Origin of the sequence: Halalkalibacterium halodurans (assembly GCF_004376175.1) — a bacterium.
In the GTDB taxonomy this organism is placed as follows: Bacteria; Bacillota; Bacilli; order Bacillales; family Bacillaceae_D; genus Halalkalibacterium; species Halalkalibacterium halodurans.
The window spans coordinates 1-26,373 of record NZ_SNUY01000015.1 but is presented as its reverse complement, the minus strand read 5'-3'; the positions used below and the strand labels follow the sequence as shown (position 1 = coordinate 26,373).

Below are 26,373 nucleotides of genomic sequence, written 5' to 3'. Positions count from 1 at the left end.
GGTCCGGTGATGATCTGGCTCTTACCTTTGATTGATGATTTTTATTTTCGGATTTCGTTTTACTAACTGTTTCTTAAAATGTTCTTTTTCTTTAGGGGAAATAGCAATGTGTCTACCGTTACCATAATATAACTGAAGTTTGTTTATCGATAGAGCTGGATCGATAAACGGATTTTTTGTTTCACGAATACTTTCAATCGTTTCGATCTCAACCTTCTTTTGGATAGGGCCGTATTCGATGACGAGCCAATCCTCTGTTACGGTATAGCCTGTTCGAAACCAAATCCACAACAACAATCCTGCTATTGTATAGAAAAAGGTTAATCTCACTGGATAGGTATCGAAAAAGCTTGGTAACATGAACACACCGAAGTCAGAAAAGACGACGGGAGGAAGAGTGAATAGGAAAATAACGAGCCAATAGATGCCCCCAAGCCCAATATCTTTTTTAGAAGGAAAATACATAGCTTCACTCCTAATCAATTAAACGTTCGAGCTTTGACTTTTTGTAGCGCAGTGGTGTCATATTCATCGCTTTGCGAAATTGATCGATGAAATAGCTTGTGCTGTTAAAGCCCACTTGATAGGCAACGTCTGTGACGTTCGATTCTGGCTGCTGGAGGAGAGTTACGCTTTTTTGGATTCGATAATCTGTCACATATTGAAGTGGCGTCATTTTTAATGTTCGTTTGAAATAACGACAACATTCAGAGCGGCTTAGCTGTCCGGCTTTCGCTATATCATCCAAGCGAATGTTCTCCCCGTAATGGAGATGAATCCATTGAAGCATCGCTTTCATTCGTTGGTTTTTAATCATGGCGGACTGATCGTATTCCAATGGAAATCCGTTTGTAATTAAGTTTTTCCATATGACCGTTAGCTTTGTCGTAATGTCCATCTCATAGTACGGGGGCTGCTCCTCGAGACATTGATGGATATTTAACGTCGCTTCTATTATGTTTTGTCCCCACATCTCACTTGAAGGAATAAGCACGTAAGGGAGGTTTGTCGCTTGAACGTACGGAGCCACGTAAGCAGTATACAGTTCACGGGATATGATCGATTGTGCCGGTACATTTAAGCAAATATAGACACAGTTTGATCCGTTCCCATCCTCCGCCATATGAAGGCACCCGCTATTGATGAACAACCCGTCCCCCTCTTGAACGATGATGGCTTCCTCATTGACTTGAAAGCGGGCTTCCCCTTGAATGATGACGACAAATTGTAGCTCATCGTGCCAATGAAGGGGCATGTAGCCATGGATGTTCTTTCGAATGGTTGTTCGATGAGAGATAATGGGTAGCATGAATGTCCAGAGATCAATCGATTCTTTCAAATTTTCATCAATGATCACTTCGTTCATCTCCACTCGATTCACCTCAATATTCTTATATTTTTTCGTCCGATTTGAGTATTTTTTAGCTGATTTTTCCCTTATTATAACACCATTATGGTATTTAAAGGTGGAGAGAAGCATGAAGCGGTGGATAGGAGTTATTCTCGTCTTAACTGGGGCCATTTGTTGGGGTGTAGGTGGCACCGTTGCCCAAAAGCTTTTCCAACAATACGATGTCGATGTGAATTGGCTTGTGTCGACTAGGTTGCTTGCGGCAGGAGCCTTGCTTTTAACTATACAATGTGTGTTAAAGGATCAGACGCAAGTTTTCCGGGTTTGGCAGACGAGACAGACAGCAGGGAAGCTACTTATTTTCGGAATTGTAGGTATGCTCGCGGTTCAATATACGTACATGGCTTCGATCAAGCATGGCAATTCAGCAGTGGCCACATTGCTGCAATATTTAGCGCCAGCAATGATCATCTTGTATTTGTTCGTTCGCAGGCAAAGCCCATTTACAGGTCGAGATTTTGTGACTGTGTCCCTCGCCTTGCTCGGATGTTTTTTCTTATTAACGAACGGATCACTTTCTCAGCTTTCGGTGCCCACACCCGCCATTGTTTGGGGGATCCTTTCCGGCGTGGCGCTCGCTTTTTATACACTATACGCTGTTCCTTTATTAAAGCAATACGATTCCTTAGTGATTGTCGGTTGGGCCATGGTGATCGGTGGTGTCGCTTTAAGTATCATCCACCCGCCGTGGCGCGTAGACCTCGCCCAATTTGAGCTAGAAACGTATGTTTATTTAGGGTTTGTCGTAGTATTCGGGACGATGCTAGCGTTTTGGTTTTATATCGAAAGCTTGCAAACTCTTTCCCCGAAAGAAACGAGTCTTCTCGGAAGTGTTGAGCCATTAGCAGCCGTCGTGACGATGATTGTCTGGCTCCATGAGCCGTTCGGTGCGTTTCAATGGCTAGGAACAGCTTGTATTCTTGGAATGATTTTTATCATGGCATGGCTGAAAGAGAAGGAGATAGCCTCCGCGGAGAAAGAAAAGGCACCTTGTAAAGTAAGCTGACTTGGTGTAAACGTTACGTCTATATTGGAAAAAGAAGCTCGGCTAAATAGTAGATATGGCGATTTAATGGAGGGATAAAGTAGAATGAACTAATAGGGTTATAGAAATGAATGAAAATGATGGGAGGATATGACATGATTCGCTATCCGGTGTTAAAAGAGGGAGCGACTATTGGCGTAACCGCTCCTTCATCAGGCGTACCTAAAGATCTTCACGACTTGGTAAAAGCCGCTTGTGAGCGCATGGAGGAACGTGGGTTTCGTGTCGTTTGTGGGGAAACGGTGTGGACGCAGGAAAAGGCAAAGTCATCTGAGGCGAAAAAAAGGGCGACCGAGCTTCAAGCAATGATGGAAGATGATGCAATTGATCTTATGATTCCGCCTTGGGGTGGCCAGTTACTGATTGAAGTTTTACCATTTTTAGATTTTGAACAATGGGAGCCGAAATGGATATTAGGCTATTCTGATACGAGCCTCTTGCTGCTTGCGATAACGTTAAATACGGGAATAGCCACGGCTCACGGGACCAATCTCGTCGACTTACGGGGTGAGTATTCTGACGATACGACAGCCATGTGGCAGCCTGTGCTTTCGACAAAAATAGGTGATTCAATTGTGCAACATTCGTCGAAAAAGTATCAAAAGGAATGGGATTTTGAGCGACCAACTCCGTGTGTGTTCCACTTAACGGAAAAGACGAAATGGCAAGGCGTTCCAAAGCAAACACTCTCCATCAATGGACGATTGCTTGGCGGATGTATTGACGTTCCGTTTTCACGGTCAAATGACCGAATACATGATGAAAAACGGGTACTACCATCCATATAATATGGAAGAGCAAGTAAGGGTGGATCTGGCAGCGGCGAATACAGCACTTTCGCAAGCTAATCAAGGTCAACAAATGCAGCAGTAATACATGTGCAGGCTAAGGTCATGGAGAGATGTGTCTCTGTGGTCTTTTTTCGTTTTAAATGATGTGACTTTCGACCTAATGGTGAGCTGTTTTGACATTTGAGTCTATGGGCTTTTACCTTTTTTAAAAAAATGAACCTCTGATTTTTCAAGGAGTTCCTTTTCTGTTCCATGAGGGTGTGTGGCACTTTCGGCGCTTTTGCTTATAGTAAATTATTCAAAACACAAAGCAGAACTCAAGAATCTTTGAAAATGAAATTCGTTATCAATAATTTTTATCAAATTAAAATTATTATTGTTTAAATTTTTGTTTGTTCATGTTATGATATGTATGTTCATCATGATTTAGTGTTATTTTTAAAGGGTTTTTGGTCATTTAGAGTGAGTATTAATGATGATTTTTATTCTCATTTAACCAATGATTAAACGAGAATGAATCTCAGTTTAATGATAATCGGAGGAGGAGATTTCCATGTTTGTAGAAACAAAATCTTTGAAACAAACAAATCGAATGGATACGAGTTGGTTTGAAAAATTAAAGCCTCATGCTGAGCTGTTAGCCGCTCTGTTTAGCGGCTTGCTCATTTCCATTGGATGGGTGTTGGAAAATCAGCAAATCATTCCTGTAGCTGTTGCCGTCTATTTAGCTGCGTATGTGATCGGTGGGTATGCGAAGGCAAAGGAAGGCATTGAAGAAACAATTGCAAATAGAGAATTGAATGTTGAAATGCTCATGATCTTTGCGGCGATTGGTTCCGCGGCAATTGGGTACTGGATCGAAGGAGCGATATTAATCTTTATTTTCTCATTAAGCGGTGCGCTTGAAACGTACACAATGAACAAAAGCAATAAAGAAATTTCGGCCTTGATGGAATTACAGCCGGAGGAAGCGCTACGGGTGAGAAATGGGAGTGAGGAAAGAATTCCTGTTAGTCAGTTACTAGTCGGGGATGTCATTGTCATCAAACCAGGGGAACGGGTGCCTTCCGACGGAAAGATCATCGAAGGTCAGACAAGTCTTGACGAAGCGGCGATTACAGGGGAATCCATCCCCGTTAGCAAGTCATTACACGACGAAGTATTTGCCGGAACGGTGAATGTGCGCGGAACGATTATGGTGGAAATTACGAAGCCGAATAGCGAGACCTTATTTCAAAAAATCATTCAATTAGTGCAAACGGCTCAAAGTGAGAAATCGCCGTCCCAGCAATTTATTGAACGATTTGAGGGGCCGTATGTAAAAACAGTTCTTGTGGCGGTCGGGCTCATGATGTTTGTGCCCCATTTTGCCTTTGGCTGGAGCTGGACGGAGACGTTTTACCGAGCGATGATTTTGCTTGTCGTGGCGTCCCCTTGTGCGCTCGTAGCATCGATCATGCCAGCGACTTTATCGGCGATATCGAATGGTGCCCGAAAAGGGATATTACTAAAGGGTGGTGTGCACCTTGAGAATCTTGGCCAGTTGAGAGCAATTGCGTTCGATAAAACAGGAACATTGACGAAAGGCACACCAGAGGTGACCGATGTTATTGTTCGTGATGGAATGACGAAGGAGGAGCTACTCACCTATGTGGTGTCGATTGAAAAATATTCAAACCATCCACTCGCTTCTGCCATTGTTCGCCATGCATCCACCTGTATGAACGATCAGCTAAAACCTGTAAACATGGAGGATGTGGCTGGGTTCGGAGTCAGCGCGTATCTGAATGGTGTATCCTGGAAGATCGGGAAGGCTGATTTCGTTGGCAAGGTGGAAGCAGAGCAGTTTAAAGGCGGAGTCGCTACCCGGTTAGCTGAGGAAGGAAAAACAATCGTTTTTGCAAGAGACGAGCAAGGAATAGCCGGAGTGATCGCTCTTAAGGACCAGGTTCGCAAAGACACGCTCGCGGCGATTCAACAATTGCAAAAAGCAGGGATTCGCACGATCATGCTAACGGGAGACAGCGAAAAAACGGCGGCGGCCATTGCGAAGGAAAGTGGCATTGATACGTATGTTGCAGAATGTCTTCCAGAAACGAAGGTAGATGAAATGAAGAAACTAAAACAGGCATACGGCACTGTCGCGATGGTAGGGGACGGGATTAATGATGCGCCTGCTTTGGCAACGGCTTCCGTCGGTATCGCCATGGGGGAAGGAACCGATGTGGCGCTAGAGACGGCGGATGTAGTGCTCATGAAAAACCACTTGCCGCGAATCGCTGAAGCCGTCCAACTTTCGAAAAAAATGAATCGAATCGTGAAGCAAAACATCGTGTTCTCCATTGTGGTCATCCTTGCGTTAATTGCCTCGAACTTTATGCAGTTTCTGCACTTGCCGATGGGAGTCATCGGGCATGAAGGAAGTACAATATTAGTCATTCTAAATGGGCTCAGGCTGTTACGATAAAACTATGAAACAACTAGGCATCGTCTATATGGCGATGTCTTTTGTTCTTCCGTGAACAAAATAAACAAAATTCGTTTTATGTGAGTAAGCTTTTTCTCCGTATTTTTTGTATGGTATGTTTCTATATATTAAAAAAATTGCTTCAATTCACGCCTTATTTTGAAAGCGCTTAACATTTGATAGGGCGTGTGAAGATCGTTCAGGGGGGAGAAAGCATGCTTAGTCTTATCGGTTTGGCGACGATCCTGCTCATTGTCATCATGCTTTTACGTGGCAAAATGACACCGATCATTGCATTAGTTATCATTCCACTCGTGGCTGCTTTGGTAGCTGGCTTCGACATTATTGAGATCGGCGGGTTCTTCGATGAAGGAATCGACAGGGTCATTAATGTTGTCATTATGTTCATTTTTGCGATTCTTTACTTCGGTATTATGCAAGACGCCGGATTGTTTGATCCGATCATTGATCGAATGATTGCTATTTCAAAAGGAAATGTGATAGCGGTTGCAGTAGCGACGGTCCTTATCGCAGCGGTCGCTCACTTGGACGGATCAGGGGCGTCGACGTTTTTAATTACGATCCCTGCATTGCTTCCGTTATACAAGCGATTGAATATGAATCCGTACTTGCTCCTATTGTTGGTCGGAACGAGTGCCAGTGTGCTAAACATGCTTCCGTGGGCTGGACCACTCGGTCGAACGGCAGCAGTACTAGGAATGGATGCGACAGAGCTATGGCGTCCGCTCATTCCACTGCAAATTATCGGACTCTTTGTCTTAATCGGGCTTGCCGTCTTATTAGGAATTCGAGAAAAACGGCGTATTGCCAAGCTTGGTCCGGCTGCCATCGCAGAGACAGCAGCGGCGCAAGAGGCAGAGATTAAAGCTGATGATCAAACAAAGAAGAAGGATCGTTCATTAGCTCGTCCAAAATTGCTTTGGGTCAACTTATTGATTACGCTCGCGTTGATCGGTCTGCTCGTCTGGGGGGAAATTCCTGCAGGATTTGTCTTTATGATCGCGCTAGGCGTCGCTTTACCGCTTAACTATCCGAAGGTAAAAGATCAAATGGAGCGAATCAAAGCTCACGCCCCTAATGCATTATTAATGGCGTCCATCATTTTGGCAGCGGGAGCATTTTTAGGGATCTTAGGTGGCACTGGGATGCTCGATGCGCTCGCTGAAGATATCGTAAAAGTGTTACCGGCATTTGCGGTTCCATATTTACACTTAATTATCGGTGTGTTCGGTGTTCCATTTGAGCTAGTGCTTAATACGGACGCCTACTACTTTGCATTGCTACCAGTTGTAGAGCAAATCGTGACCGGTTACGGTGTCGATAGTGTGACTGCAGCTTATGCTCTAATCATCGGTAACATCATCGGTACGTTTGTCAGCCCATTTGCGCCAGCATTATGGCTAGCTCTTGGTTTGGCAGGGTTAGAGATGGGGAAACATATCCGCTACTCGCTTTTCTGGGTATGGGGATACAGTTTGGTTTTGTTCATCATCGCGATCTTCATGGGAATCATAGTGATTTAACGGAAACGGGTTGAAGAATGCTGATAAGTTACCTTACAAATGAATGGTTTCTCGCCTAAAATCATCATATACTAACGGTAACTTAATCGAGCTCAACACTCTTCGTATATCCTCTCAATATGGGATGAGGGTCTCTACAGGTACCGTAAATACCTAGCTACGAAAAGAATGCAGTTAATGTGTTCTTTTGTGGCTAGGTTTTTTGCGCGTTGAGGAACATGATGTATTGGCTATTTAGAAAGCGAATGCTTGAGGAGGCTTTTATATGACAACGATCCTAATTAAACAGGCAGAGATGGTAACCATGAATCCAAAGGAGGACATTGTTTACGGTGATCTATTGATTAAGGATGGGCTCATTTGTGCGATCGGTCAAGACTTAAGCGAAGAGGGAGTCGAGAAAGTGATTGATGCCACTGGACGGACGGTGATTCCTGGATTTGTTCAAACGCACATTCATCTATGTCAGACGCTTTTTCGCGGGAAGGGCGACGACTTAGAATTAATGGATTGGCTCAAAAAGCGAATTTGGCCGCTTGAAGCCGCGCATGATTCTGAGTCAATCTATTATTCTGCCTTGCTAGGTATCGGTGAGCTCATCAAAAGTGGAACGACGACCATCGTGGATATGGAAACCGTTCATCATACAGACTCTGCGTTTGCAGCGATTGCTTCAAGCGGCATTCGCGCGATATCAGGTAAGGTGATGATGGATAAAGGGGAGGAAGTGCCGCTCCCATTGCAAGAGAAAACGGCTCAGTCGATTGAAAAAAGTATCGAACTGCTTGAAGAGTGGCACAGCTTTGATGGAGGTCGAATACGTTATGCGTTTTCACCTCGCTTTGTCGTCTCTTGTACCGAGGAGCTTTTGCGTGAGGTGGGGAAGCTTTCAGCCCATTATCAAGTCCATGTTCACACCCATGCCTCTGAAAATCGCGGAGAAATTGAAATGGTCCAACAGGAGACGGGGATGCGAAACATCGAATACCTTGATCATGTTGGCTTAGCGAACGAACGGCTCATATTAGCACACTGCATTTGGTTGAGTGAAAACGAAAAACGGATCATCAAAGAACGAGGTATTCATGTGAGCCATTGCCCAGGATCTAATTTAAAGCTTGCATCCGGAATCGCGGACATTCCCAGTTTGTTAGATCAAGCAATCCCCGTTAGTTTAGGAGCGGACGGCGCTCCGTGCAACAACAATTTAGATATGTTTAATGAAATGAGACTCGCTGCATTAATTCAAAAGCCGGTGCACGGTCCAACGGCAATGGATGCTCGTACAGTTTTTAAGATGGCGACAATTAACGGGGCAAGAGCCATCGGAATGGATCATGAGATCGGAAGCCTAGAGGTAGGAAAAAAGGCAGACCTTGCGATTTTGAATTTACGTCATTTTCATACGTACCCGTCGTTTGATGTGGACCCGATTTCACGAATTGTGTATTCAGCGACGCGAGCAGATGTGGAGACGACGATTATTAATGGCCGCGTCGTCATGGAAAATCGGGTGATGAAAACGATCGATCCAGCCATCGTTCTTCGGGAGTCGGATCGTTCCATCGAACGGTTGCTAAAACGAATGCCTGCGTTAACGTAATAGTTTTATTAAATGAAAATCAAAATGAAGAAAATCTATCACAGTAGTTGTGTGGTGTGGTAGCGAATAGAAGGGAAAAACGAGGGGAAATCTTGTGATGAAGTGATTCGAACGGTTTGCGATGAAACAGACTCGCGAGCAGAGACCTTAGCGACAAATTTCACGCGGAAGGAGCAGAGGAAATTAGTATCAGCATCATGGCCCAACTCATTCAAGCTCGCGTGAAGAGGAGAACGTTCTCCAAAGAGAAACATAGTTTACTGTAGGAAGTGAACGGTAATGATGAAACCATCGGTTAGCGCCGCCATTTTAGCTGCAGGCACATCGACGAGAATGAACGAAATGAAACAGTTAGCCAAAATACAAGGGACATACATGCTAAAGTACGTAATTGATCAAGTGAGCAACCACCCATTTCAACACATTTTTGTCATCGTCGGTCATCAGGCGGACATAGTAATGAAGATGATTCAAGTGGAAGATAAGCGAGTCCAATGGCTGGTCAATGACCAATATAAGCAAGGACAGAGCACATCGTTTAAGCTAGCGATGGAGCAAGCAAGACAGTATGGGGACGCCGTGATGATGTTTCTTGCCGATCAACCATTGATCGAAAAGGAAACAGTTAACATAGTGTTGAATGAAGGGATAACTCGTGTTCAAGAAGAGCCCTTTATTGTTCGCCCCATGTATGAGAAGAAAGAGGGGCATCCGGTATACTGGGGAAATATTCACGCTCTGGATTGCTCAGCTGTGAACGGAGATAAAGGAGGAAAGACACTCATGGAGGAATTGGAGAGGATGCTTATTCCTGTTCATGATCAAGGGGTCCTTGTGGATGTGGATACTTGCGAAGATTACAAGAAAGTGAATGATTTAATGAAGAGGAAATCCCCTTCCACACATTAATTGTTGAGAAAGGGGGATTTTTTGTAAATAAGTAAGGGAAACTCACCATCAATGCCATCGCTCGTGGCTAGTTTCCGGTAGTCTCGGATGCTTTTCTTACGAGCGAAGTACTTTTTTCGTATAAACCGTCCGAGCGAGAAGAAAATAGATGAGTTGGAACAGGAAATAGAGGACAATTGCAAACGAACCAGTTTGCCAAACGGTTGATGCAAACAAAGCGGCACGGGCGCTATTAAAGGCAAATAACGTATGGATCGTCCCAACAAGAACAGGAAGAAAAAAGAGAATGGCCAATTGTATCGTCAAAACCCGTCGTATCTCTTGATCCGACATGCCGACTTTCCTTAAAATCAAAAACATTTGCCGATCGTCCTCTAATTCAGTAAACAGCTTAAAGTAGATGAGACTTCCATTGGCAAGGAAAAATAACAACGCGATAAAAAGCCCGATAAATAATAGGAGCTGATTGGCTGTGTGTACGTCTAAATACGTCATGAAGCCTTCGTACATCACGTCTGTAGCTTCCGGTTTTTCTTGTTGCAATGCGGCATAGAATTCTTTGCCATGCGTTAATCCGTTCACAACTGTTAGGGATGATTGAACAACAGACAGGCTACCGTTTGTCCTATACAGAAATTGTGATGAAGGCGGTTGCTCACGCGCTAATGAGTCACCCTGCCATTAATGCCTCTTTCTTTGAGGATGAAATCGTCTACCATGAAGACGTGCATATCGGTTTAGCCGTAGCAGTTGAAAGAGGATTGGTCGTCCCAGTCGTTAAGCATGTAGACAAAAAAGGACTGGCCCAATTAACAAACGAGTGTAAAACAGTAGCTATGGCAGCTAGAGACAATCGACTTTCACAAGAAATGATGAGCGGTGGCACGTTTACGATCAGCAATTTAGGAATGTATGCAATTGACGTCTTTACACCAGTTATCAATCAACCGGAATCCGCGATTTTAGGTGTAGGTAGAATTCAAGAAAAGCCGGTAGGGATAGACGGCCAGATTGAGCTTCGCCCGATGATGACTGCTAGTTTATCATTCGATCATCGTGTCATTGATGGAGCTCCGGCGGCGGCCTTTTTAACAGACGTGAAATCCATGCTAGAGCAGCCATTTCAACTACTGATGTAAGGGGTCGATAAGAGTGAAGAGCTATGACATTGTGGTGATCGGAGGAGGACCTGGAGGTTATGTGGCTGCGATAAAAGCGGCGAAATTAGGAAAGAAAGTCGCGCTTGTGGAAGCAAAAGATCTTGGAGGTACGTGCTTAAATCGCGGCTGTATCCCTTCTAAAACATTACTTCATCAAGGAGAGATCATAGAGAAAATCAAGCAGGCGAAGGAATGGGGAATTGAAACAGGGGCTGTCACGTTATCTTTGCCGAAAATGCTTGTGCGAAAAAATGAAATCATACAAAAGCTTCGAGCGGGGATCCATTTCTTACTGAAACAAGGTAAGATTGATGTTTACTTTGGTTATGGGAAAATAGAGCGAGATCATTCAGTCAAGATCAAAATGAAAGAAACAGCAGAAATCGTCAGTGTAAGGACAGAAAATATTATTGTGGCGACTGGAACTGAGCCAACCATTCCCCCTGTTCCTGGATTAGCAGAGGCGGTTGTTGACACGAGTGATACGATTTTTGAACTCGATTCGATTCCCCAATCGATTGTCATTATTGGCGGGGGTGTGATCGGTGTGGAGATTGCCTGCATTTTTTCTAGTTTGCAAGTTGATGTAACGATCGTCGAAATGGGCAAGCGAATATTGCCACAAGAGGATGAGGAAGCAGCTAAAGTATTGGCAAAAGCTTTGGCAGCAAAAGGTGTCCATCTTTTGACAAACACGAAAGTAACAGCGGTGCTCCAAGGTGATAAACAGAAGGTGGAGATTGAAACGAGCACCGGAGACCGAGACTGGCTGGAGGGGGAGCGGATTTTGCTGGCGGTTGGACGCACACCAAATCTTTCAGCGGTTAAGGAGCTAGGATTGGGCATGGCAGGTCCGTTTCTTAAAGTGGATGATCAGATGAGGACGAGTGATCCATCGATTTACGCGATCGGTGATGTGATTGGTGGCTGGCAGCTAGCCCACGTGGCAAGTGCTGAAGGACTTGTTGCAGCCGCTAACGCTAGCGGGAAGGTGGAAATCATTAATCGTCAAGTCATCCCGCGCTGTATTTATACACAACCGGAGATCGCGAGTGTCGGCTTGACAGAGCAAGAGGCGAAAGAGAAGGGCTATTCATATAAAGTTGTAAAAGTCGATCTTCGAGCGAATGGTAAAGCGATGGCTTTAGGGGAAACGACTGGATTCGTCAAAATGATTGCCGACCCTAATTATGGGGAAATTTTAGGGGTTACGATGGTCGGTCCCCATGTGACAGAGATGATAGGAGAACCGGCTGCTTTCATCCATTTAGAAGGGACGGTTGACGAATTAAAAGCGATGATTCATCCACACCCGACAGTGTCGGAGGCTCTTTATGAAACTGCTGCTAGCTGGCTCGGACAAGGGGTCCACCAACCATAAATTGAAACGAGCATGGGTAGATACTCGTTTGCGATTACTGGTATAATTAGTGAAAACGGGTGCGAGATGAAAGTGGGAAGGGATGAAGATGGTAAACTGGGAAGAGCGCAGACTCATTGTCAAAGTGGCGAGCTTGTATTATTTTGAAGGATGGACACAAGCACAAGTTGCGAAGAAAATAGGGGTTTCACGTCCGGTCATTTCGAAGCTATTAAATAAAGCAAAGGAACAAGGAATTGTTGAGATTTATATTAAAGATGAAAATATTCATACGGTGGAATTAGAACAAAGGCTTGAAAAGAAATACCATCTCAAAGAGGCTATCGTCGTTCCAACGTCTGGATTAACGCAAGATATGATTAAAAGGGCGATCGGAAAAGCCACATCCTATTATGTTTCAAAAAATATAAAAGGAATGGATTCCATTGGCATTTCTTGGGGAACGACTGTTTCGAGCTTTGTGCAAGAATACCCGTATGAACAGCACCGAGAGCTGAAAGTAATTCCGCTCGTGGGAGGAATGGGACGGAAATTTGTTGAGCTTCATTCGAACTTGTTAGCCTACGAATTAGCAAAAAAAATGAACTGTGAGTGTTCGTATCTTTATGCTCCAGCAATGGTGGAGGCGAAAGAACTAAAGGAACGACTCATCCAGTCAGAAGACATTGCCTCCGTATTGGAGGAAGGGCGCAATGTAAAAATGGCCGTCGTCGGGATCGGTAGCCCTTTTAAAGGTTCTACCATGAAGGTTATGAACTATTTGAAGGAAGAAGACATTGCCACATTAAAGAAAATCGGTGCTGTTGGTGATATGAGCTCTCGCTTTTACGATGCGCTAGGCCAACCCATCGATCATCCGCTAAACGAGCTCGTCATCGGAATCGATCTTGACGAACTAAAACGCATCCCCATCGTGATCGGTGTCTCGGAAGGAGCCCATAAAGTCGATAGCGTTGAAGCTGCGTTAAAGGGTGGGTATTTAGACGTACTAGTGACAGACGATTCAACCGCACAGTCGTTAATAAATGCAATTGGATAATAAGTGAAGCAGCGGTGTTAATCATCGCTGTTTTTTATTGGGAAAATCTTATGAATGATCGTTTTGATTAATAGGTCTTACGATTCACTAAAGAACTAGGTCTTAAAAAGGAAATGATGTATAATGAGGAAAAGTTAAAGGCAAAACGCTTTCTGTAACCCTTTTAACATGGAGATTAGGTAGATGGTGAGAATGACTTGAGAGCAGGTGAGGTCAGTGAAAATCGCAAAAATTATAAACAATAACGTCATTAGCGTAATCAATGAACAGCAAAAAGAATTGATTATTATGGGGAAAGGTATTGGTTTTCAAGCGAAATCTGGTGATCCTGTAGACAAGACGAAAATCGAAAAGATCTTTACGTTAAACAGTCAAGAGACGACCGAGCGGTTTCGTACCCTCCTGCGCGAAGTACCGATTGAAGTGATGGAAGTAACGGAACAAATCATTCAACATGCGAAGATGGCCTATAAAAAAGATTTAAATGACATTATTTATGTAGCGCTCACTGACCATATAAACTTCGCGATTGAACGGGTGAAAAAAGGTTATGAAATCAAAAACGCGCTTCTTTGGGAAATTCGTAAGCTTTACCAAGATGAGTTTGCCATCGGTCAACATGCAATCGAAATTATCGAGAAAAAGCTAGGAATTACACTGCCTGAGGATGAAGCTGCGTTTATTGCTCTCCATATCGTTAATGCCGAGTTGAATGAAGAAGTGCCAAACGTGATCAACATTACGAAATTAACGAAGCACATTCTAAAAATTGTTAAATATCATTTTAACACAGATTTAGATGAAGACTCGTTAAACTACTTCAGGTTTATTACTCACTTGAAGTTTTTCTGCCAACGGTTAATCAATCGAACATTTTTAAGCAGTGATGATGATACATTTTTCGATATCGTAAAGGAAAAACATAAAGACTCATTTGCCTGCACCGAGAAAATTAAAGAATACATTAAAAAGCAGTACGATTATGAATTGACAAACGAAGAAATGCTCTATTTGACGATCCATATTGATCGAGTCATCCATCGATAAACGAAAAAGCTAATACCTTCTCGCTTGAAGAGGTATTAGCTTTTTTGCGTTTTGTGAAAAACGATCAATTTCGCTCGTGATCGAAGTTTTTCTAATTAGCTAAACTTGTTGCTCTAAACATTCAGTCGCCGCTTCCATTATTCCTTCCTTCATAATATCGACCATTTGCTTTAATTGGTCATTCGTTGCTGCAAGAGGAGGCATTAAAACGATAACATCTCCAAGAGGTCGCGTAAGCATCCCGAGGGCTCGCATTTTTAATGTGGATCGGTAAGCGACACGTTGTTCCCAGGGGAATGGCTCGTTTGTTCGTTTATGCTGAACGAGTTCAATTCCGCACATAAGCCCTAATTGTCGGACGGCACCGACAAATTCAAGCTCAGCAACGTGTTTAAGCTGCTCTTCTAAAAACAAGGCTTTTTCTTCCACTTGTTGGATGATGTTCTCTTTTTCAAAGATTTCAAGATTAGCTAATGCGGCGGCACAACCAAGCTGGTTTCCTGTATAGGAATGGCCGTGAAAAAATGTTTTTAAATCTGTATACTCTCCGTAAAACGCTTCGTAAATATGTTCTTGTGTAAGGGTAGCTGCAATTGGGAGGTAGCCACCCGTAATCCCTTTTGCGACGGTCATGATATCAGGCTGGACGTTTTCGTGCTCAACGGCAAACATTTTCCCCGTGCGACCAAAGCCAGTGGCGACTTCATCAACAATGAGTAAAATATGAAACTCCTTGCACAATTGTTCGACCCCTTTTAAATAGCCTTTGGGCATGAGATTCATACCACCTGCACCTTGAATAAGTGCTTCCACCGTAATGCCGGCAATTTCTTCGTGCTTCGCTTCAAAAAGCTCACGGAGTTGCTTAAGGCTTTCACGGCAAAGGTCTGATTCGGTTTGCTCCTCCTGACGAGAGGAAGGAAATGGGATAACAATGGCATCAAATAGGAGCGAGGTATATACCTTGTGGTAGAGTTCAATGGACCCGACACTCATTGTACCGACCGTATCCCCATGGTAGCCGTTGCTTAATGTAACAAATGATTTCTTGTTTTCGTATCCACGATTTTGCCAGTATTGATAAGCCATTTTTACCGCAATTTCTACAGCTTCAGCGCCGCTATCGGAGTAAAACACCCGTGTGATCGCTTCAGGAGCGAGCTCAACTAATTTTTCCGCAAGTTGTATCGAAGGGATATTAGCTGCTCCGAGTAACGTCGAGTGTGCAATCAACTGAAGCTGCTTTTCAATCGCTTCATCAATTTCCTTTTTCCGATGACCATGAACGTTAAGCCATAGGGAAGAGTATCCGTCTAAATAGGTGTTTCCTTCAATATCCTTTAAATAGACACCGTTTCCGCTTTCGATAATAAGGGGGTCTTTTTCGTAGTCACTCATTTGGGTGAAGGGGAGCCATAAGTGCTTTTTACTTTTCGCTAAGAGATCGTTGCTAGTCACTGTGAATCAACTCCTTGAATCGTCGTTTATCCCAATCTTTATATAGGTGTCTCCGTAATTTGTCATCGGCAAGCACCGTATGAATGTCAGGCGAATATGGAACAATCCCGAGAATGGGAGTGTCCGTTAGTTGTTTAATCGTCTCTACATTGGACTGCTCAATCACTGGGTCCCCTATTTGTAGTTGATTAAAGATAATGCCGGCAATTGGTAGATTGCGACCTTTCATGGCTTCAATGGCAAGGACCGTATGATTGATCGTGCCAACTCGTAAAGCGGAAACGAGAATCGTAGGAACGTTAAGCTCTTCCATAAAGTCTATGTAGCAATACCCATCATTCGTAAGCGGAACATACACCCCCCCTGCGCCTTCTATGAGGACAGCATCATACGTTTCTTCCAATTGATGCACTTGTTTCATGATGACGGACCGATCTAGCGTTGTGTTTGCTAGATCAGCAGCCAAATGGGGAGAGCACGGCTTTTCTAATAAGTATGTATTAAAGTCGGTTACGTCAAATTCAGGGCGGACGAGCTGGTACATTTGAGCGTCGGGCGGGATCATACGAGCTCCATTAGTAGTAGCTCCAGATTGAACCGGTTTGTATGGAAAAGCGTTTACACCCATGTCGATGAGGAAACGAGTAAGTAAAGAGGTCACAACGGTTTTTCCAACATCAGTATCTGTTCCTGTAATAAAAAACGAACGAATAATGACCACCTCCCGATTATATGTTAACCAGTTTAGAAAATATGTTAACATATATGACTTAATGAAACAATCAAAAGATGATAGAAATTGGGTAAATATGGGGGATAGGATCTTGTTTGACGTATACAGGAAAAGAAAGAATAAGAGGTGATTCGCTTGCCTTTCAGAAGGCAGGCGAATCTCTTTGTAAGCAGTCATGTAACTATAAAAATAAAGATCTCTAGCGCAACCGAAAAGGATTAATGGTAAAGATATCAATCCTCTCGTGTTGAAGCTACTTTATCAGAGGAATCGCCATCAATTGGTTTCGTCATAGGTAGAGTGATTCCTAAATGGACCCCTCCTGAACCATGGCGGCTAATGTGAATTTCGCCTCCGAGACTTTGGACGCGGTCGTTCATCATCGTTAAACCAAATCCAGGTTTAATCGGAGTAGTCGTTTGCCCGTTATCAATGAGCTCAAACCAAATTCGCTCGTCTTTCGCTTCTAATGTGAAAAAAAATTCAGTGCTCTGTCCGTGGCGTATTCCGTTAGTTAACCCTTCTTGAAACGCTCGAAAAAGGGTGAGCTCCTGTTCAGGTGTTAACTTTGGCAAATCACCGATATGACAATGAATACTAACTCCTGTGCTTTCACTCGTTTCTTTTGCGAGAGCTTCCAAACTCGGGACGAATTGAAGAAACGAAGGTTTTTCATGTAGGGTTTTAACGGAACGACGTACTTCAGCAAGTCCTTTTTTAATATGTTCCTGCGCTTTTGTTAGTTTTTCAAAGGCTTCTTCCGTGCGCTGATGTTGGAGCAATCGTTTGACCGACTCAAGTCCGACAATCGCGGTCGTTAACGTATGGCCAATCGTATCATGAATTTCCCGTGATAGGCGAACCCGTTCTTCCATTAACGTCTTTTTCTCTAGTTCTTTCCCCGCGGAGGATAATCGTTCATAGGCAAGGTTTAGCTGCTCTTTTTGTTCAATTGTTATTTTGGATATATAACTAAACCCGAAAAAAAGTATGTATTCTAACAACCTTGGAATGACAAACAAAAGCTCTGAGAAGCTAGGAAAATGAAGGTTGACAGCGACTCCAACAACAAAACACCCATAGGCGATGATCGCAATTGGAATGCTGACTCTTTTATTCATCAAAAAGGCACTTTCTGCAATGATGATGAATAAAAGAATTTGTGGCACAAAGGAGCCGTCGATCGCGGTGATGAAAAAAGCTAGGAGTAACTGCAAAAGCATAAGAAAAACGATCACTTGATTGCTTAAAGAGTAATGCCTGTGGTGACGGACGAAATAAATTAGTGTGTAACCAAGCCATAGAAGTGAAAGGTGTAGCTGGTGGTCCGGATTTGTAGCAAACAAAAATAGCCATGTGACAAATAACGAGGTATAAATGATCCCGTTAATAAATATTGTCGCTTTCTGATCCATTAGACTCACCTCCTATCTAGTTCAATTATAGCACAACTTTAGTCGTATGTATTTGTTCCCATATAGACTTATTCGATTTGGAAAGAAAAATGCTACCACCGTGCTCAGAGGTGGAATGAACGATGACAATCCCAGAGCTTTTCTACATAATTATGAAGCAACAATTAGAGGAAGAGTACCTAATATTTCTTCGCCAAGAAAAAAGTGTGACCCTCGCGTAAATAAGCTTAAGGCGGAAGACGATTTCTTTTATAAACAAGTTTCGTTTTTATTGGAAAAAATTCCTTGGTGTTGAAAAATCTTAGCCGAAAGGTCTGAGGTAGAGATGAGCAGCTGATCAAGTGTTATTTGATTAGCTGCTTTTTACACTTTAAGAAAGTTGCGCTTCTATCATTAAGGCTTGACTATCTTAGAATGGACAAAGTTAATTTTTGCTACAAAAATTAAAGGGATTGGCCAAGGCGGATTGACGCCTTGAAGGAGCTTTACTACGATCTGAGTGAATGCGCTTACATTAGGTGTGTGCATTTAGCATTTTTATAGGGCAATCCGTTCTCTGGACGATGCCACAAAAAAGGTGGGGTGAACGTTGAAAAAAGGTAGTGTCTTTTCCTTTGTGTTTATTGCGGTGTTGATTCTCGTGTTGCTGCCGAGTCAAGGGTTTGCAAGTCAGCCTGAGTCTTCATATTGGTATCCTGAAACGTTGCTCGATTGGAGTCCGGAGACGGATCCTGATGCGCGCTTTAACCGAAGTTCCATTCCTCTTCGTGAGCGGGAAGTGCTGTATACCGTGAACGATATTCAGCAAACGGACGCTAAGCTTGTGGCCTTATCCGCATTAAATCCCAATACGAGTGGCGTTCCTTCCCAAGGAGGAAATGAATTTTTTGCCAACACGTTCGGCTTTTGGCAATACGTTGATTTAATGGTGTATTGGGCAGGTTCTGCCGGTGAAGGAATCATTACGCCGCCAAGTGGTGACGTCATTGATGCCGCTCACCGCAACGGCGTGCCTATTTTAGGGAACGTGTTTTTCCCACCGAAAGTTTACGGGGGACAAGAAGAATGGGTTGACAAGATGCTTGCGCGTGGGGAGGACGGATCATTTCCGGCTGCGGATAAGTTGTTAGAAGTAGCCGAATACTACGGATTTGATGGTTGGTTTATTAACCAAGAAACAGAAGGAGGGACACCTGAAACAGCAAAGGACATGCAGGAATTTCTCCTTTATCTTCAGGAAAATAAGCCAGAAGGAATGCACATTATGTGGTATGACTCAATGATTTCGAATGGAGACATTCGCTGGCAAAACTATTTAACCGACGAAAATGCAATGTTCTTTCAAGCTGGAAATCGAAAAGTTGCTGACAGTATGTTTCTCAATTTTTGGTGGTGGAATCATAGCCAAGAACGATCAAAACAGAAAGCAGCATCGCTTGGAAGAAGTCCTTACGATTTATATGCAGGCATTGATGTAGAGGCTAATGGCACGAACACTTACGTAAATTGGCAACAAGTGTTTCCAGAAGGTGGCGAGCCGCACACATCACTGGGGATCTACAGACCGGATTGGGCCTTTAAGTCATCTGATACGATGCGCGATTTCTATGATCGGGAACAACTCTTTTGGGTCGGTCCATCTAGAAATCCAGCTAAAGTCGATGAACACGCGGAGTGGAAAGGGATGGCTACTTATTTTCCTGAGAAGACGGTCATTAATGAACTACCGTTTGTGACCCATTTCAATACGGGAAGCGGACAATTTTTTGCGATCAATGGTAAAACCAAATCGGATGCATCTTGGAACAATCGGAGCTTGCAAGACCTTTTGCCAACATGGAGATGGATGGCTGAAAGCGGCGGAACGCCTCTAACGGTAGACTTTGATTGGGGAGAATCATTTTACGGAGGGAGCTCTCTGAAACTATCAGGAGACTTATCGAAAGAAAACGCAACAAACGTCAAGCTCTATAAAACCAATCTATTAATAGAAAAAGATACAGAGATTCAACTCACCTACAAAACGCCTGTGAAAAAACACGGACTAAAGGTAGGGATTAGTTTCCTTGACGATCCAGATGAGTTTATCTTTTTTGACTTGAAGAAGCAAGGTGATCATGAGTGGGTGACGGAAAAAGTGAAGCTGAAAAAGCACAAAGGGAAACAAATCGCCGCCATATCACTCTATGTGGAGAGCGATCAGCGAATCACCGATTACCACCTTTATGTGGGTGAATTAAAAATAAGCAACAAGCATGACAATCAACAGGTGCCACCAGAGGTCACTGAAGTAAAGGTGAGCAATCATTCGTTTGAGGATGGAATTTATGCTGATCTTTCGCTTGAGTGGACAGGAGGCGAAAATGTTCGTCATTATGAACTTTATCGTCAACTGGCAAGCGGTGAAAAACAATTTCTAGGTGCAACACCTAACAATGTTTATTACCTTTCCAAGCTTAAAAGAGTTGGGAAGGAAGAGGCAACTACGCTCGAAGTCGTTCCTGTTAGCGAAACGTTTGCGAGTCGTCCATCTGGTACGCGGGTAACGTTTGAGTGGCCACCATACCCGAAGCCGAGAGCCGATTTTTCAGTTAGCCAAACGGTTGCAGCACCTGGTGAGTCGATTCAGTTTTTCAATCATTCCTCCGAGGTAACGGAATCGGTGGAATGGACGTTTGAAGGTGGTCAACCGAATAGAAGCGATGAACTGAATCCAGTCATTGTTTATCAGGAGGAAGGGACATATTCCGTCAAGCTCGTGGCAAAAAATAGTGAAGGAGAAGATGTTCTCATACGCGAAAACTTTGTGACGATTACAGAAGAGGCGGCAAGGATGACGAATCTTGCGTTGCAGAAAAAAGCGACAGCAAGTGGCCAATGTGCGTCAAGCGAAGGACCAGACAAGGCGGTGGACGGCAACGTATCTGACAACAGCAAATGGTGTGCTATAGGCACAAATCAATGGTTACAAGTAGATTTAGGAGAGGTCTACACGATCGCGAAATTTGTACTTAAGCATGCGGAAGCAGGAGGAGAACCAGCAGCCTTTAATACAAAGGCCTATACGATCGAAACGAGTATAAACGGCGAATCGTGGAAGCCGGTTGTCGAAGTAGTAAATAATACAAAGGCAACAAGCGAGCATTCCATTCCATTGGAGAGCGCCCGGTATGTAAGATTGTTGATCGATAAACCGACACAAGGTGGCGATCAAGCGGCACGAATTTATGAATTCGAGGCTCACGGGTTCTAGTTGGATCATTCGATAGAGGGGGGAGACCCTCTCTATTTTTTGTTTACTCTTTATGAAAGCTTGCCTTTTGTAAAGAACCTGGTGACGCCTAGTGCAGGCGTCAAAAACGAGGCGACTCCTCTAAACATTCCTATCGGTGCAACATCTCATCACATTCCTTTATATCCGTGCTTCGATCAGTCGCTCCGTTTTAAGTCGGTGCTTTGTGCTTTTCCATAAACCTTGTCAATTTTAAAGTTTTCATGTGCATTTTAAATGATTTAGATCATTCGTGTTCAAACTTTGCCTCTTTCTCGCTAAGATAGACAAAAAGGATGTAAGCGATTTCTATAATTCTAAGTGGAACGAGGGATGAAGATGGCGTACTTGTTAACGATTGATATAGGGGGCACATTTACAAAAATGGCACTCGTTTCAGTCCGTGCTCAATTGGTTGAAAAAATCGAGCAGCCGACACCGAGCAGCTTACCGATCTTTTGTCAGATGGTAGATGAATATTATGAAAGGTTTAGTCAGCGTTACAACATTATCGGCATCGCGATGAGCTGTCCGGGAAGTGTCACATCCACTGGTGACGTTCTCGGTTCTAGTGCAGTTGAATTTGTTCATGAGAACAATTTGAAGCGAACGCTTGAAGAAACATATGGACTTCCTGTAGCGATGGAGAATGATGCAAACTGTGCGGCGATCGCCGAAGGATGGAATGGGGCAGCACAAGGTGTGAGCACATTTGCCTGCATTGTGTGCGGAACGGGGATCGGTGGCGCTTTTGTCCTTGACGGGAAGCTCCGACGCGGAGCCCATTTACACGGTGGCGAATTCGGTTATGCGATCATGAATGTAGATGAGAGAGGCGATTCCAAATCGTGGAGTGAAATCGGCTCGTCAGTCGCCATCGTTAAACGGCTGAAAGGGGAACCCCCTCATGATGAGCGATGGACGGGATATCTTGCGTTTGAGGAAGCGGCGAAAGGCCATAAGAAGGCACAAGAGTCAATCGACGTCTTTTTTCAATCGTTAGCGGTGGGTGTGTTTAACCTGCAATATATGTTGGATCCAGAAAAGATTTTCATAGGCGGTGGAATTACGAGACAGCCTGGGTTTATGAAGGAGCTTGAGAAACGGCTGGCTGACATTTTTGCAGGACGTCAGGAGGCAACAATAAAGCCTTCCTTGGCTCTCTGTGAGCATCTTGATCAGGCTCAATTGTTCGGAGCAGCGAAACGGTGGCTCGACGAACATCAAAGGGGGAGGGGCGATGATTAATCGTTTAGGGGGATTTTTCACCGAGGCGAGTTTTTGGATTTGGCGAATGATGCAGTTGAATTGGGCGTGGCTCGCTCACATTTTATTAGGGGGCGTCGTTCTTGGCTTGTTTCCTGCAACAGGAGCATTGTTTGCAACGACGAGGAGATGGTTGCACGGGGAATTAGATCTTCCCATTTGGAAGTCATTTCATACGTTTTATAGAATAAACTTTTGGAAAATGAACGGAATTGGCTCAGTGTATCTGTTCCTTGGTGCCTTGTTAGTTTTCGATCTTTATTTGGTTACGCAATTAAAGGGGATCATCGCTCTCATTAGTACGATCGTCATTATCACATGTCTTGTCATTTATGTATTTTCGTTTTTCTACATGTTTTCGTACTATGTCCATTTTGAGCAAACGGTGAAACAGTATTTATGGCAGCCTTTCATTATTACACTCATAAGTTTGAAGCAAAATATTTTAATCGGTCTCGGGCTAACGGTTATCGGTTTTTTACTTTATCAGATGCCCGGATTAATCCCTTTTGCGCTAGGCACGCTACCGGCTTTTTGGGTGATGAAAGTGGCATTAAATCGTTTTCGTCAGTTTCGAGTAAATGAATAACTGGATCAGCTTTAGTGGAGAGAGAGGATTGTATGATGAAAAAAACAGCCCATATTATTTCCCATTCCCATTGGGATCGAGAATGGTACATGCCATTCGAATGCCATCGTTACTATTTAATTCAACTAATGGATGACTTGTTAGAGCTATTTGCTACAGATCCGAACTTTCGAAGCTTTCATATGGACGGGCAAACGATTATGCTCGAAGACTATTTAAACATTCGGCCAGAAAAAGAGGCGGAAGTTAGAAAATATATTCAAGACGGTCGATTGGTGATCGGCCCTTGGTATATTTTGCAGGATGCTTTCTTAACAAGCGCTGAAGCCAATGTACGAAATCTATTGTACGGGATAAAAGATACGGAGACTTTTGGACAGAAAAGAGAGCAAATTGGCTACTTTCCCGATACGTTTGGTATTTACGGTCAGGCGCCCCAATTGTTAGCACAAGCAGGTATCCGTGCGGCGGTTTTTGGGAGGGGTGTGACGCCGACGGGGTTCAATAACCAAGTACAGCACGATGACTATTCGTCGCCCTTTTCTGAATTAATTTGGGAAGCGCCTGACGGATCACAAGTATTAGGGATTTTGCTTGCAAACTGGTATTCAAATGGAAACGAAATTCCAACGGACGAAGACGAGGCGCAGACATTTTGGGTGAAAAAGCTCAGAGACGCCGAGAGATTTGCCTCTACTTCACAGTTATTGTTTATGAACGGCTGTGATCATCAGCCAGTCCAAAAGGATGTCACTCAAGCCATTAAAGTGGCGGAAACGTTATTTCCCGATGTAGCGTTTAAGCATTCTAATTTTCACGATTATCTCACACAAATAAAGGAAGAGCTACCGAAGGAGTTACAAAAAATTACAGGGGAGTTGCGGAACCAGAAGACGGATGGTTGGTCAACACTCGTCAATACAGCTTCAGCGAGAATCTATTTGAAACAGGCGAATGATCGTTGCCAAACACTTTTGACAAACGTATTGGAACCGATGGGTCTTCTAGTTGAAAACAAATCTCTTCATCGTGATTTTTCCGAATATTATTGGAAGCTATTAATGGAAAACCATCCCCATGACAGTATTTGCGGCTGTAGCATTGATGCGGTTCACCGCGAAATGAAGACGCGGTTTGAGAAGGTAGAGGCCGGAGCGACGACATTTATTGCGGAGCAGGGAAAGGAAATCGCTACCCAAATAAACACCTTACATGATTCAGAGGAGGCTATTCCTCTCGTTGTGTTGAAGACGAACGGAACGTCTGGAAAGAGAGTTGTCCGTCACAAAGTTGCTATGAAAAAATCTACTTTGACGAGATGGATTTTCGTCATATTCCCGATCGCTTGAAAGAGATTGTGATGCCGACATACCGGCTAGAATTCCCGAACAAAGGAAGCGTTCCTATCGAAGTGCAAGATGCAGGTGTTCGCTTCGGTTATGATCTGCCAAGAGACGGATTTAGACGACCGTATTATGCGAGAGAATTAGAAGTCACCTTTTCATATGATTCTGACCTTTATCTCGGATACGAGTGTGGCTTTCTTGTCCCGGTTGAAGAGAAACAAACAGAGGCACGAAAAGAGTTGATTGGCGATCCGTCTATGAACACGCTGGAAAACGAAGCGATGAAGGTGATGATTCATCGAAATGGGAGCTACTCTATTCTTGATAAAACGACAGGGTTCGAATATCGTCACTTAGGAATATATGAAGATGTGGGCGACATTGGCAATGAATATATGTTCAAAGCTTCATCTGATGGGGTTCGCTATACGACTGAGGCGTGTGAGGCATCGATCCGAATCATTGAAAACAATTCATTATGTGCGACGGTTGAGATTTGCCAGACGCTCTCTGTTCCAGCGGCAGCTGACGAACGATTGAAGGAGGAGCAGGAACGGTTAGTGTGGCATCCTGACAGAAAGGCAGGTAGATCTAAGGAACGAACGGACATCACGCTGCGCACGGAATTGACGTTAGAACAAGGAGCAAAAGGATTAAAGGTGAACGTGAACATCGACAATACGGCAAAGGACCACCGAATGAGAGCTCTTTTTCCAGTAGAAAGAGCCCGCGGCAACCATTATGCGGACAGCATCTACGAAATCGTAGAGCGTCCGAATACACCAGATCCGAAATGGCAAAATCCAGCCTTTGATCACCATATGCAACGACTGGTCAGTTTAGATAATGGGGAGTACGGGCTAACGATTGCAACGAAGGGCTTGCATGAATACGAGATTGTAAGTGATAGCATCGCTGTTACGCTGCTCCGCTCAGTCGGAGAACTTGGTGATTGGGGTCTGTTTGAAACACCTGAGGCTCAATGTTTTGGACAAAATGAAGCGCAATTCGTCCTTTTACCACATAAAGGGGATGTTCTATCGGCAAATGTCTATGTGGCTGCCTATGATGACCCCGTGGAACCGACGGTGATCCAAACAGAACAAAGCATGGGTCCCCTTCCTCATGCAACAAACCTTTTCCAATGGTCAGGAGAAGGGCTTGTATTAACAGCGTGTAAGCCGACAATGGATGGCCGTGGGATGATTCTTCGCTGGTTCAACCCTAAGCGTGAGGGCGAAGCGCTAATCGTGCAGTCTACGCACTTTTTACAGATTTACCGTTGCACCATTTTAGAAGAACAAATAGAGAAGCTTGGAACGGGAAATGTACAGATAGAGGTTCGACCACAAGAAATCGTGACGTTACGATTTGAATAAAAGGGAGACATGGAGATGGCTGCTGAAAGAAAAATACCGCGATCGTTGCAAGCGATCATCGATCAAGTAAAGGAACATTATGCAGACGATCAAGAGCTGCAAACATTGTTTGAACAATGTTTTTTGAATACGTATTTAACGACCATACAGGAAGATGAGCAAGGAACCTTCGTCGTCACAGGCGATATTCCCGCCATGTGGTTGCGAGACTCGAGCGCGCAAGTCCGTCCTTATTTGACGGTCGTGAAGGAAGATGCTGATATGGCTCGGTTGATCAAAGGGGTGATCGAGCGGCAATGGCGCTACATTTTGCATGATCCGTATGCCAACGCATTTAATCAGACAGCAAACAAGCAAGGGCATCAGCAAGACCGAACCGAGATGAGCCCCCTCGGGTAGTGTCAAAAGTTCTATGAAAAACTAGCACGGTTCATACTACCTACCATTTATTAGGTGGAAATGCCACGCTATCGCTCTTGACAAACACACCAATGGTTTATTCAGAGGTCAATCAAGGGC

Annotated in this window: 20 protein-coding genes, 2 pseudogenes and 1 riboswitch; of the genes and pseudogenes, 16 read left to right on the top strand and 6 right to left on the bottom strand. The window is 43.9% G+C overall.

All coding sequences use genetic code 11. The features are described from left to right. Window positions 1–21: 21 nt before the first annotated feature. Both E2L07_RS06940 and E2L07_RS06935 read right to left on the bottom strand, forming a co-directional pair. Window positions 22–465, bottom strand: a complete 444-nt coding sequence (locus E2L07_RS06940) for a PH domain-containing protein (RefSeq protein WP_134229224.1) — start codon at window positions 463–465, stop codon at window positions 22–24. A 10-nt stretch (window positions 466–475) separates the two neighbouring features. Beyond that, window positions 476–1,372 carry an AraC family transcriptional regulator gene (locus E2L07_RS06935; protein WP_134229223.1) on the bottom strand — a complete coding sequence of 299 codons (897 nt, stop codon included), beginning with the start codon at window positions 1,370–1,372 and terminating at the stop codon, window positions 476–478. 106 nt (window positions 1,373–1,478) lie between these two features. Between E2L07_RS06935 and E2L07_RS06930 the strand changes: the two genes are divergently transcribed. From E2L07_RS06930 to E2L07_RS06900, 6 genes and pseudogenes are all read left to right on the top strand, one after another. Next, complete coding sequence (locus E2L07_RS06930) at window positions 1,479–2,417, top strand: EamA family transporter (protein WP_134229222.1); 939 nt, start codon at window positions 1,479–1,481, stop codon at window positions 2,415–2,417. Window positions 2,418–2,551: 134 nt separating this feature from the next. Next, window positions 2,552–3,184 (top strand): annotated as a pseudogene (locus tag E2L07_RS06925) (S66 family peptidase); the annotation flags it as partial. Window positions 3,185–3,800: 616 nt separating this feature from the next. Further along, window positions 3,801–5,714, top strand: a complete 1,914-nt coding sequence (locus tag E2L07_RS06915) for a heavy metal translocating P-type ATPase (RefSeq protein ID WP_053432492.1) — start codon at window positions 3,801–3,803, stop codon at window positions 5,712–5,714. A 215-nt stretch (window positions 5,715–5,929) separates the two neighbouring features. Next, on the top strand, window positions 5,930–7,258 hold the full coding sequence (locus tag E2L07_RS06910; RefSeq protein WP_134229221.1) for a CitMHS family transporter: 1,329 nt from the start codon (window positions 5,930–5,932) through the stop codon (window positions 7,256–7,258). Between the two features lie 82 nt (window positions 7,259–7,340). Next, window positions 7,341–7,438: riboswitch (purine riboswitch) on the top strand. A gap of 85 nt (window positions 7,439–7,523) precedes the next feature. Beyond that, window positions 7,524–8,861, top strand: a complete 1,338-nt coding sequence (locus E2L07_RS06905; protein ID WP_053432494.1) for a 5'-deoxyadenosine deaminase — start codon at window positions 7,524–7,526, stop codon at window positions 8,859–8,861. A gap of 279 nt (window positions 8,862–9,140) precedes the next feature. Then, on the top strand, window positions 9,141–9,770 hold the full coding sequence (locus E2L07_RS06900) for a nucleotidyltransferase family protein (RefSeq protein ID WP_010896924.1): 630 nt from the start codon (window positions 9,141–9,143) through the stop codon (window positions 9,768–9,770). A 96-nt stretch (window positions 9,771–9,866) separates the two neighbouring features. On the opposite strand, the gene E2L07_RS06895 is transcribed toward E2L07_RS06900, so the two are convergent. Next, window positions 9,867–10,313, bottom strand: coding sequence for an FtsX-like permease family protein (locus E2L07_RS06895; RefSeq protein WP_134229220.1), 447 nt, complete (start codon window positions 10,311–10,313; stop codon window positions 9,867–9,869). A gap of 29 nt (window positions 10,314–10,342) precedes the next feature. Here E2L07_RS06895 and E2L07_RS06890 point away from each other — a divergent pair. From E2L07_RS06890 to licT, 4 genes and pseudogenes are all read left to right on the top strand, one after another. Further along, window positions 10,343–10,909, top strand: a pseudogene (locus tag E2L07_RS06890) (dihydrolipoamide acetyltransferase family protein); the annotation flags it as partial. Between the two features lie 13 nt (window positions 10,910–10,922). Continuing rightward, on the top strand, window positions 10,923–12,311 hold the full coding sequence (gene lpdA, locus E2L07_RS06885) for a dihydrolipoyl dehydrogenase (RefSeq protein WP_134229219.1): 1,389 nt from the start codon (window positions 10,923–10,925) through the stop codon (window positions 12,309–12,311). Between the two features lie 88 nt (window positions 12,312–12,399). Beyond that, a complete protein-coding gene (locus tag E2L07_RS06880) occupies window positions 12,400–13,350 on the top strand; it encodes a sugar-binding transcriptional regulator (RefSeq protein ID WP_010896953.1) in 951 nt (316 codons plus the stop codon). A gap of 216 nt (window positions 13,351–13,566) precedes the next feature. Then, window positions 13,567–14,397, top strand: a complete 831-nt coding sequence (licT, locus tag E2L07_RS06875) for a BglG family transcription antiterminator LicT (protein ID WP_053432508.1) — start codon at window positions 13,567–13,569, stop codon at window positions 14,395–14,397. Window positions 14,398–14,496: 99 nt separating this feature from the next. On the opposite strand, the gene bioA is transcribed toward licT, so the two are convergent. The 3 genes from bioA to E2L07_RS06860 form a co-directional block, all read right to left on the bottom strand. Further along, window positions 14,497–15,795, bottom strand: a complete 1,299-nt coding sequence (gene bioA, locus E2L07_RS06870; protein WP_233443905.1) for an adenosylmethionine--8-amino-7-oxononanoate transaminase — start codon at window positions 15,793–15,795, stop codon at window positions 14,497–14,499. A gap of 52 nt (window positions 15,796–15,847) precedes the next feature. Then, window positions 15,848–16,618, bottom strand: a complete 771-nt coding sequence (bioD, locus tag E2L07_RS06865; protein ID WP_166740040.1) for a dethiobiotin synthase — start codon at window positions 16,616–16,618, stop codon at window positions 15,848–15,850. Window positions 16,619–16,821: 203 nt separating this feature from the next. Continuing rightward, entirely contained in the window at window positions 16,822–18,003 is a 1,182-nt protein-coding gene (locus tag E2L07_RS06860; RefSeq protein WP_053432511.1) for a sensor histidine kinase, read from the bottom strand. 589 nt (window positions 18,004–18,592) lie between these two features. Between E2L07_RS06860 and E2L07_RS06855 the strand changes: the two genes are divergently transcribed. The 6 genes from E2L07_RS06855 (at window position 18,593) to E2L07_RS06830 (ending at window position 26,253) form a co-directional block, all read left to right on the top strand. After that, window positions 18,593–21,256 (top strand): endo-beta-N-acetylglucosaminidase, encoded by a 2,664-nt coding sequence (locus tag E2L07_RS06855; RefSeq protein WP_134229217.1) that lies wholly within the window; start codon window positions 18,593–18,595, stop codon window positions 21,254–21,256. Window positions 21,257–21,613: 357 nt separating this feature from the next. Continuing rightward, window positions 21,614–22,522 carry an ROK family protein gene (locus tag E2L07_RS06850; protein WP_166740039.1) on the top strand — a complete coding sequence of 303 codons (909 nt, stop codon included), beginning with the start codon at window positions 21,614–21,616 and terminating at the stop codon, window positions 22,520–22,522. Next, complete coding sequence (locus E2L07_RS06845) at window positions 22,515–23,129, top strand: YesL family protein (RefSeq protein ID WP_053432514.1); 615 nt, start codon at window positions 22,515–22,517, stop codon at window positions 23,127–23,129. Before E2L07_RS06850 ends, E2L07_RS06845 begins: the two co-directional genes overlap by 8 nt. Before the next feature lie 32 nt (window positions 23,130–23,161). After that, window positions 23,162–24,478 carry a glycoside hydrolase family 38 N-terminal domain-containing protein gene (locus tag E2L07_RS06840; RefSeq protein WP_134229215.1) on the top strand — a complete coding sequence of 439 codons (1,317 nt, stop codon included), beginning with the start codon at window positions 23,162–23,164 and terminating at the stop codon, window positions 24,476–24,478. After that, the gene (locus E2L07_RS06835; protein WP_134229214.1) at window positions 24,448–25,854 is read left to right on the top strand and encodes a glycoside hydrolase family 38 C-terminal domain-containing protein; all 1,407 of its coding nucleotides are present in this window, start codon (window positions 24,448–24,450) and stop codon (window positions 25,852–25,854) included. The genes E2L07_RS06840 and E2L07_RS06835 overlap by 31 nt, the downstream gene beginning before the upstream one ends. A 15-nt stretch (window positions 25,855–25,869) precedes the next feature. Continuing rightward, complete coding sequence (locus E2L07_RS06830) at window positions 25,870–26,253, top strand: glycoside hydrolase family 125 protein (RefSeq protein WP_243854928.1); 384 nt, start codon at window positions 25,870–25,872, stop codon at window positions 26,251–26,253. The last annotated feature ends 120 nt before the right edge of the window (window positions 26,254–26,373 follow it).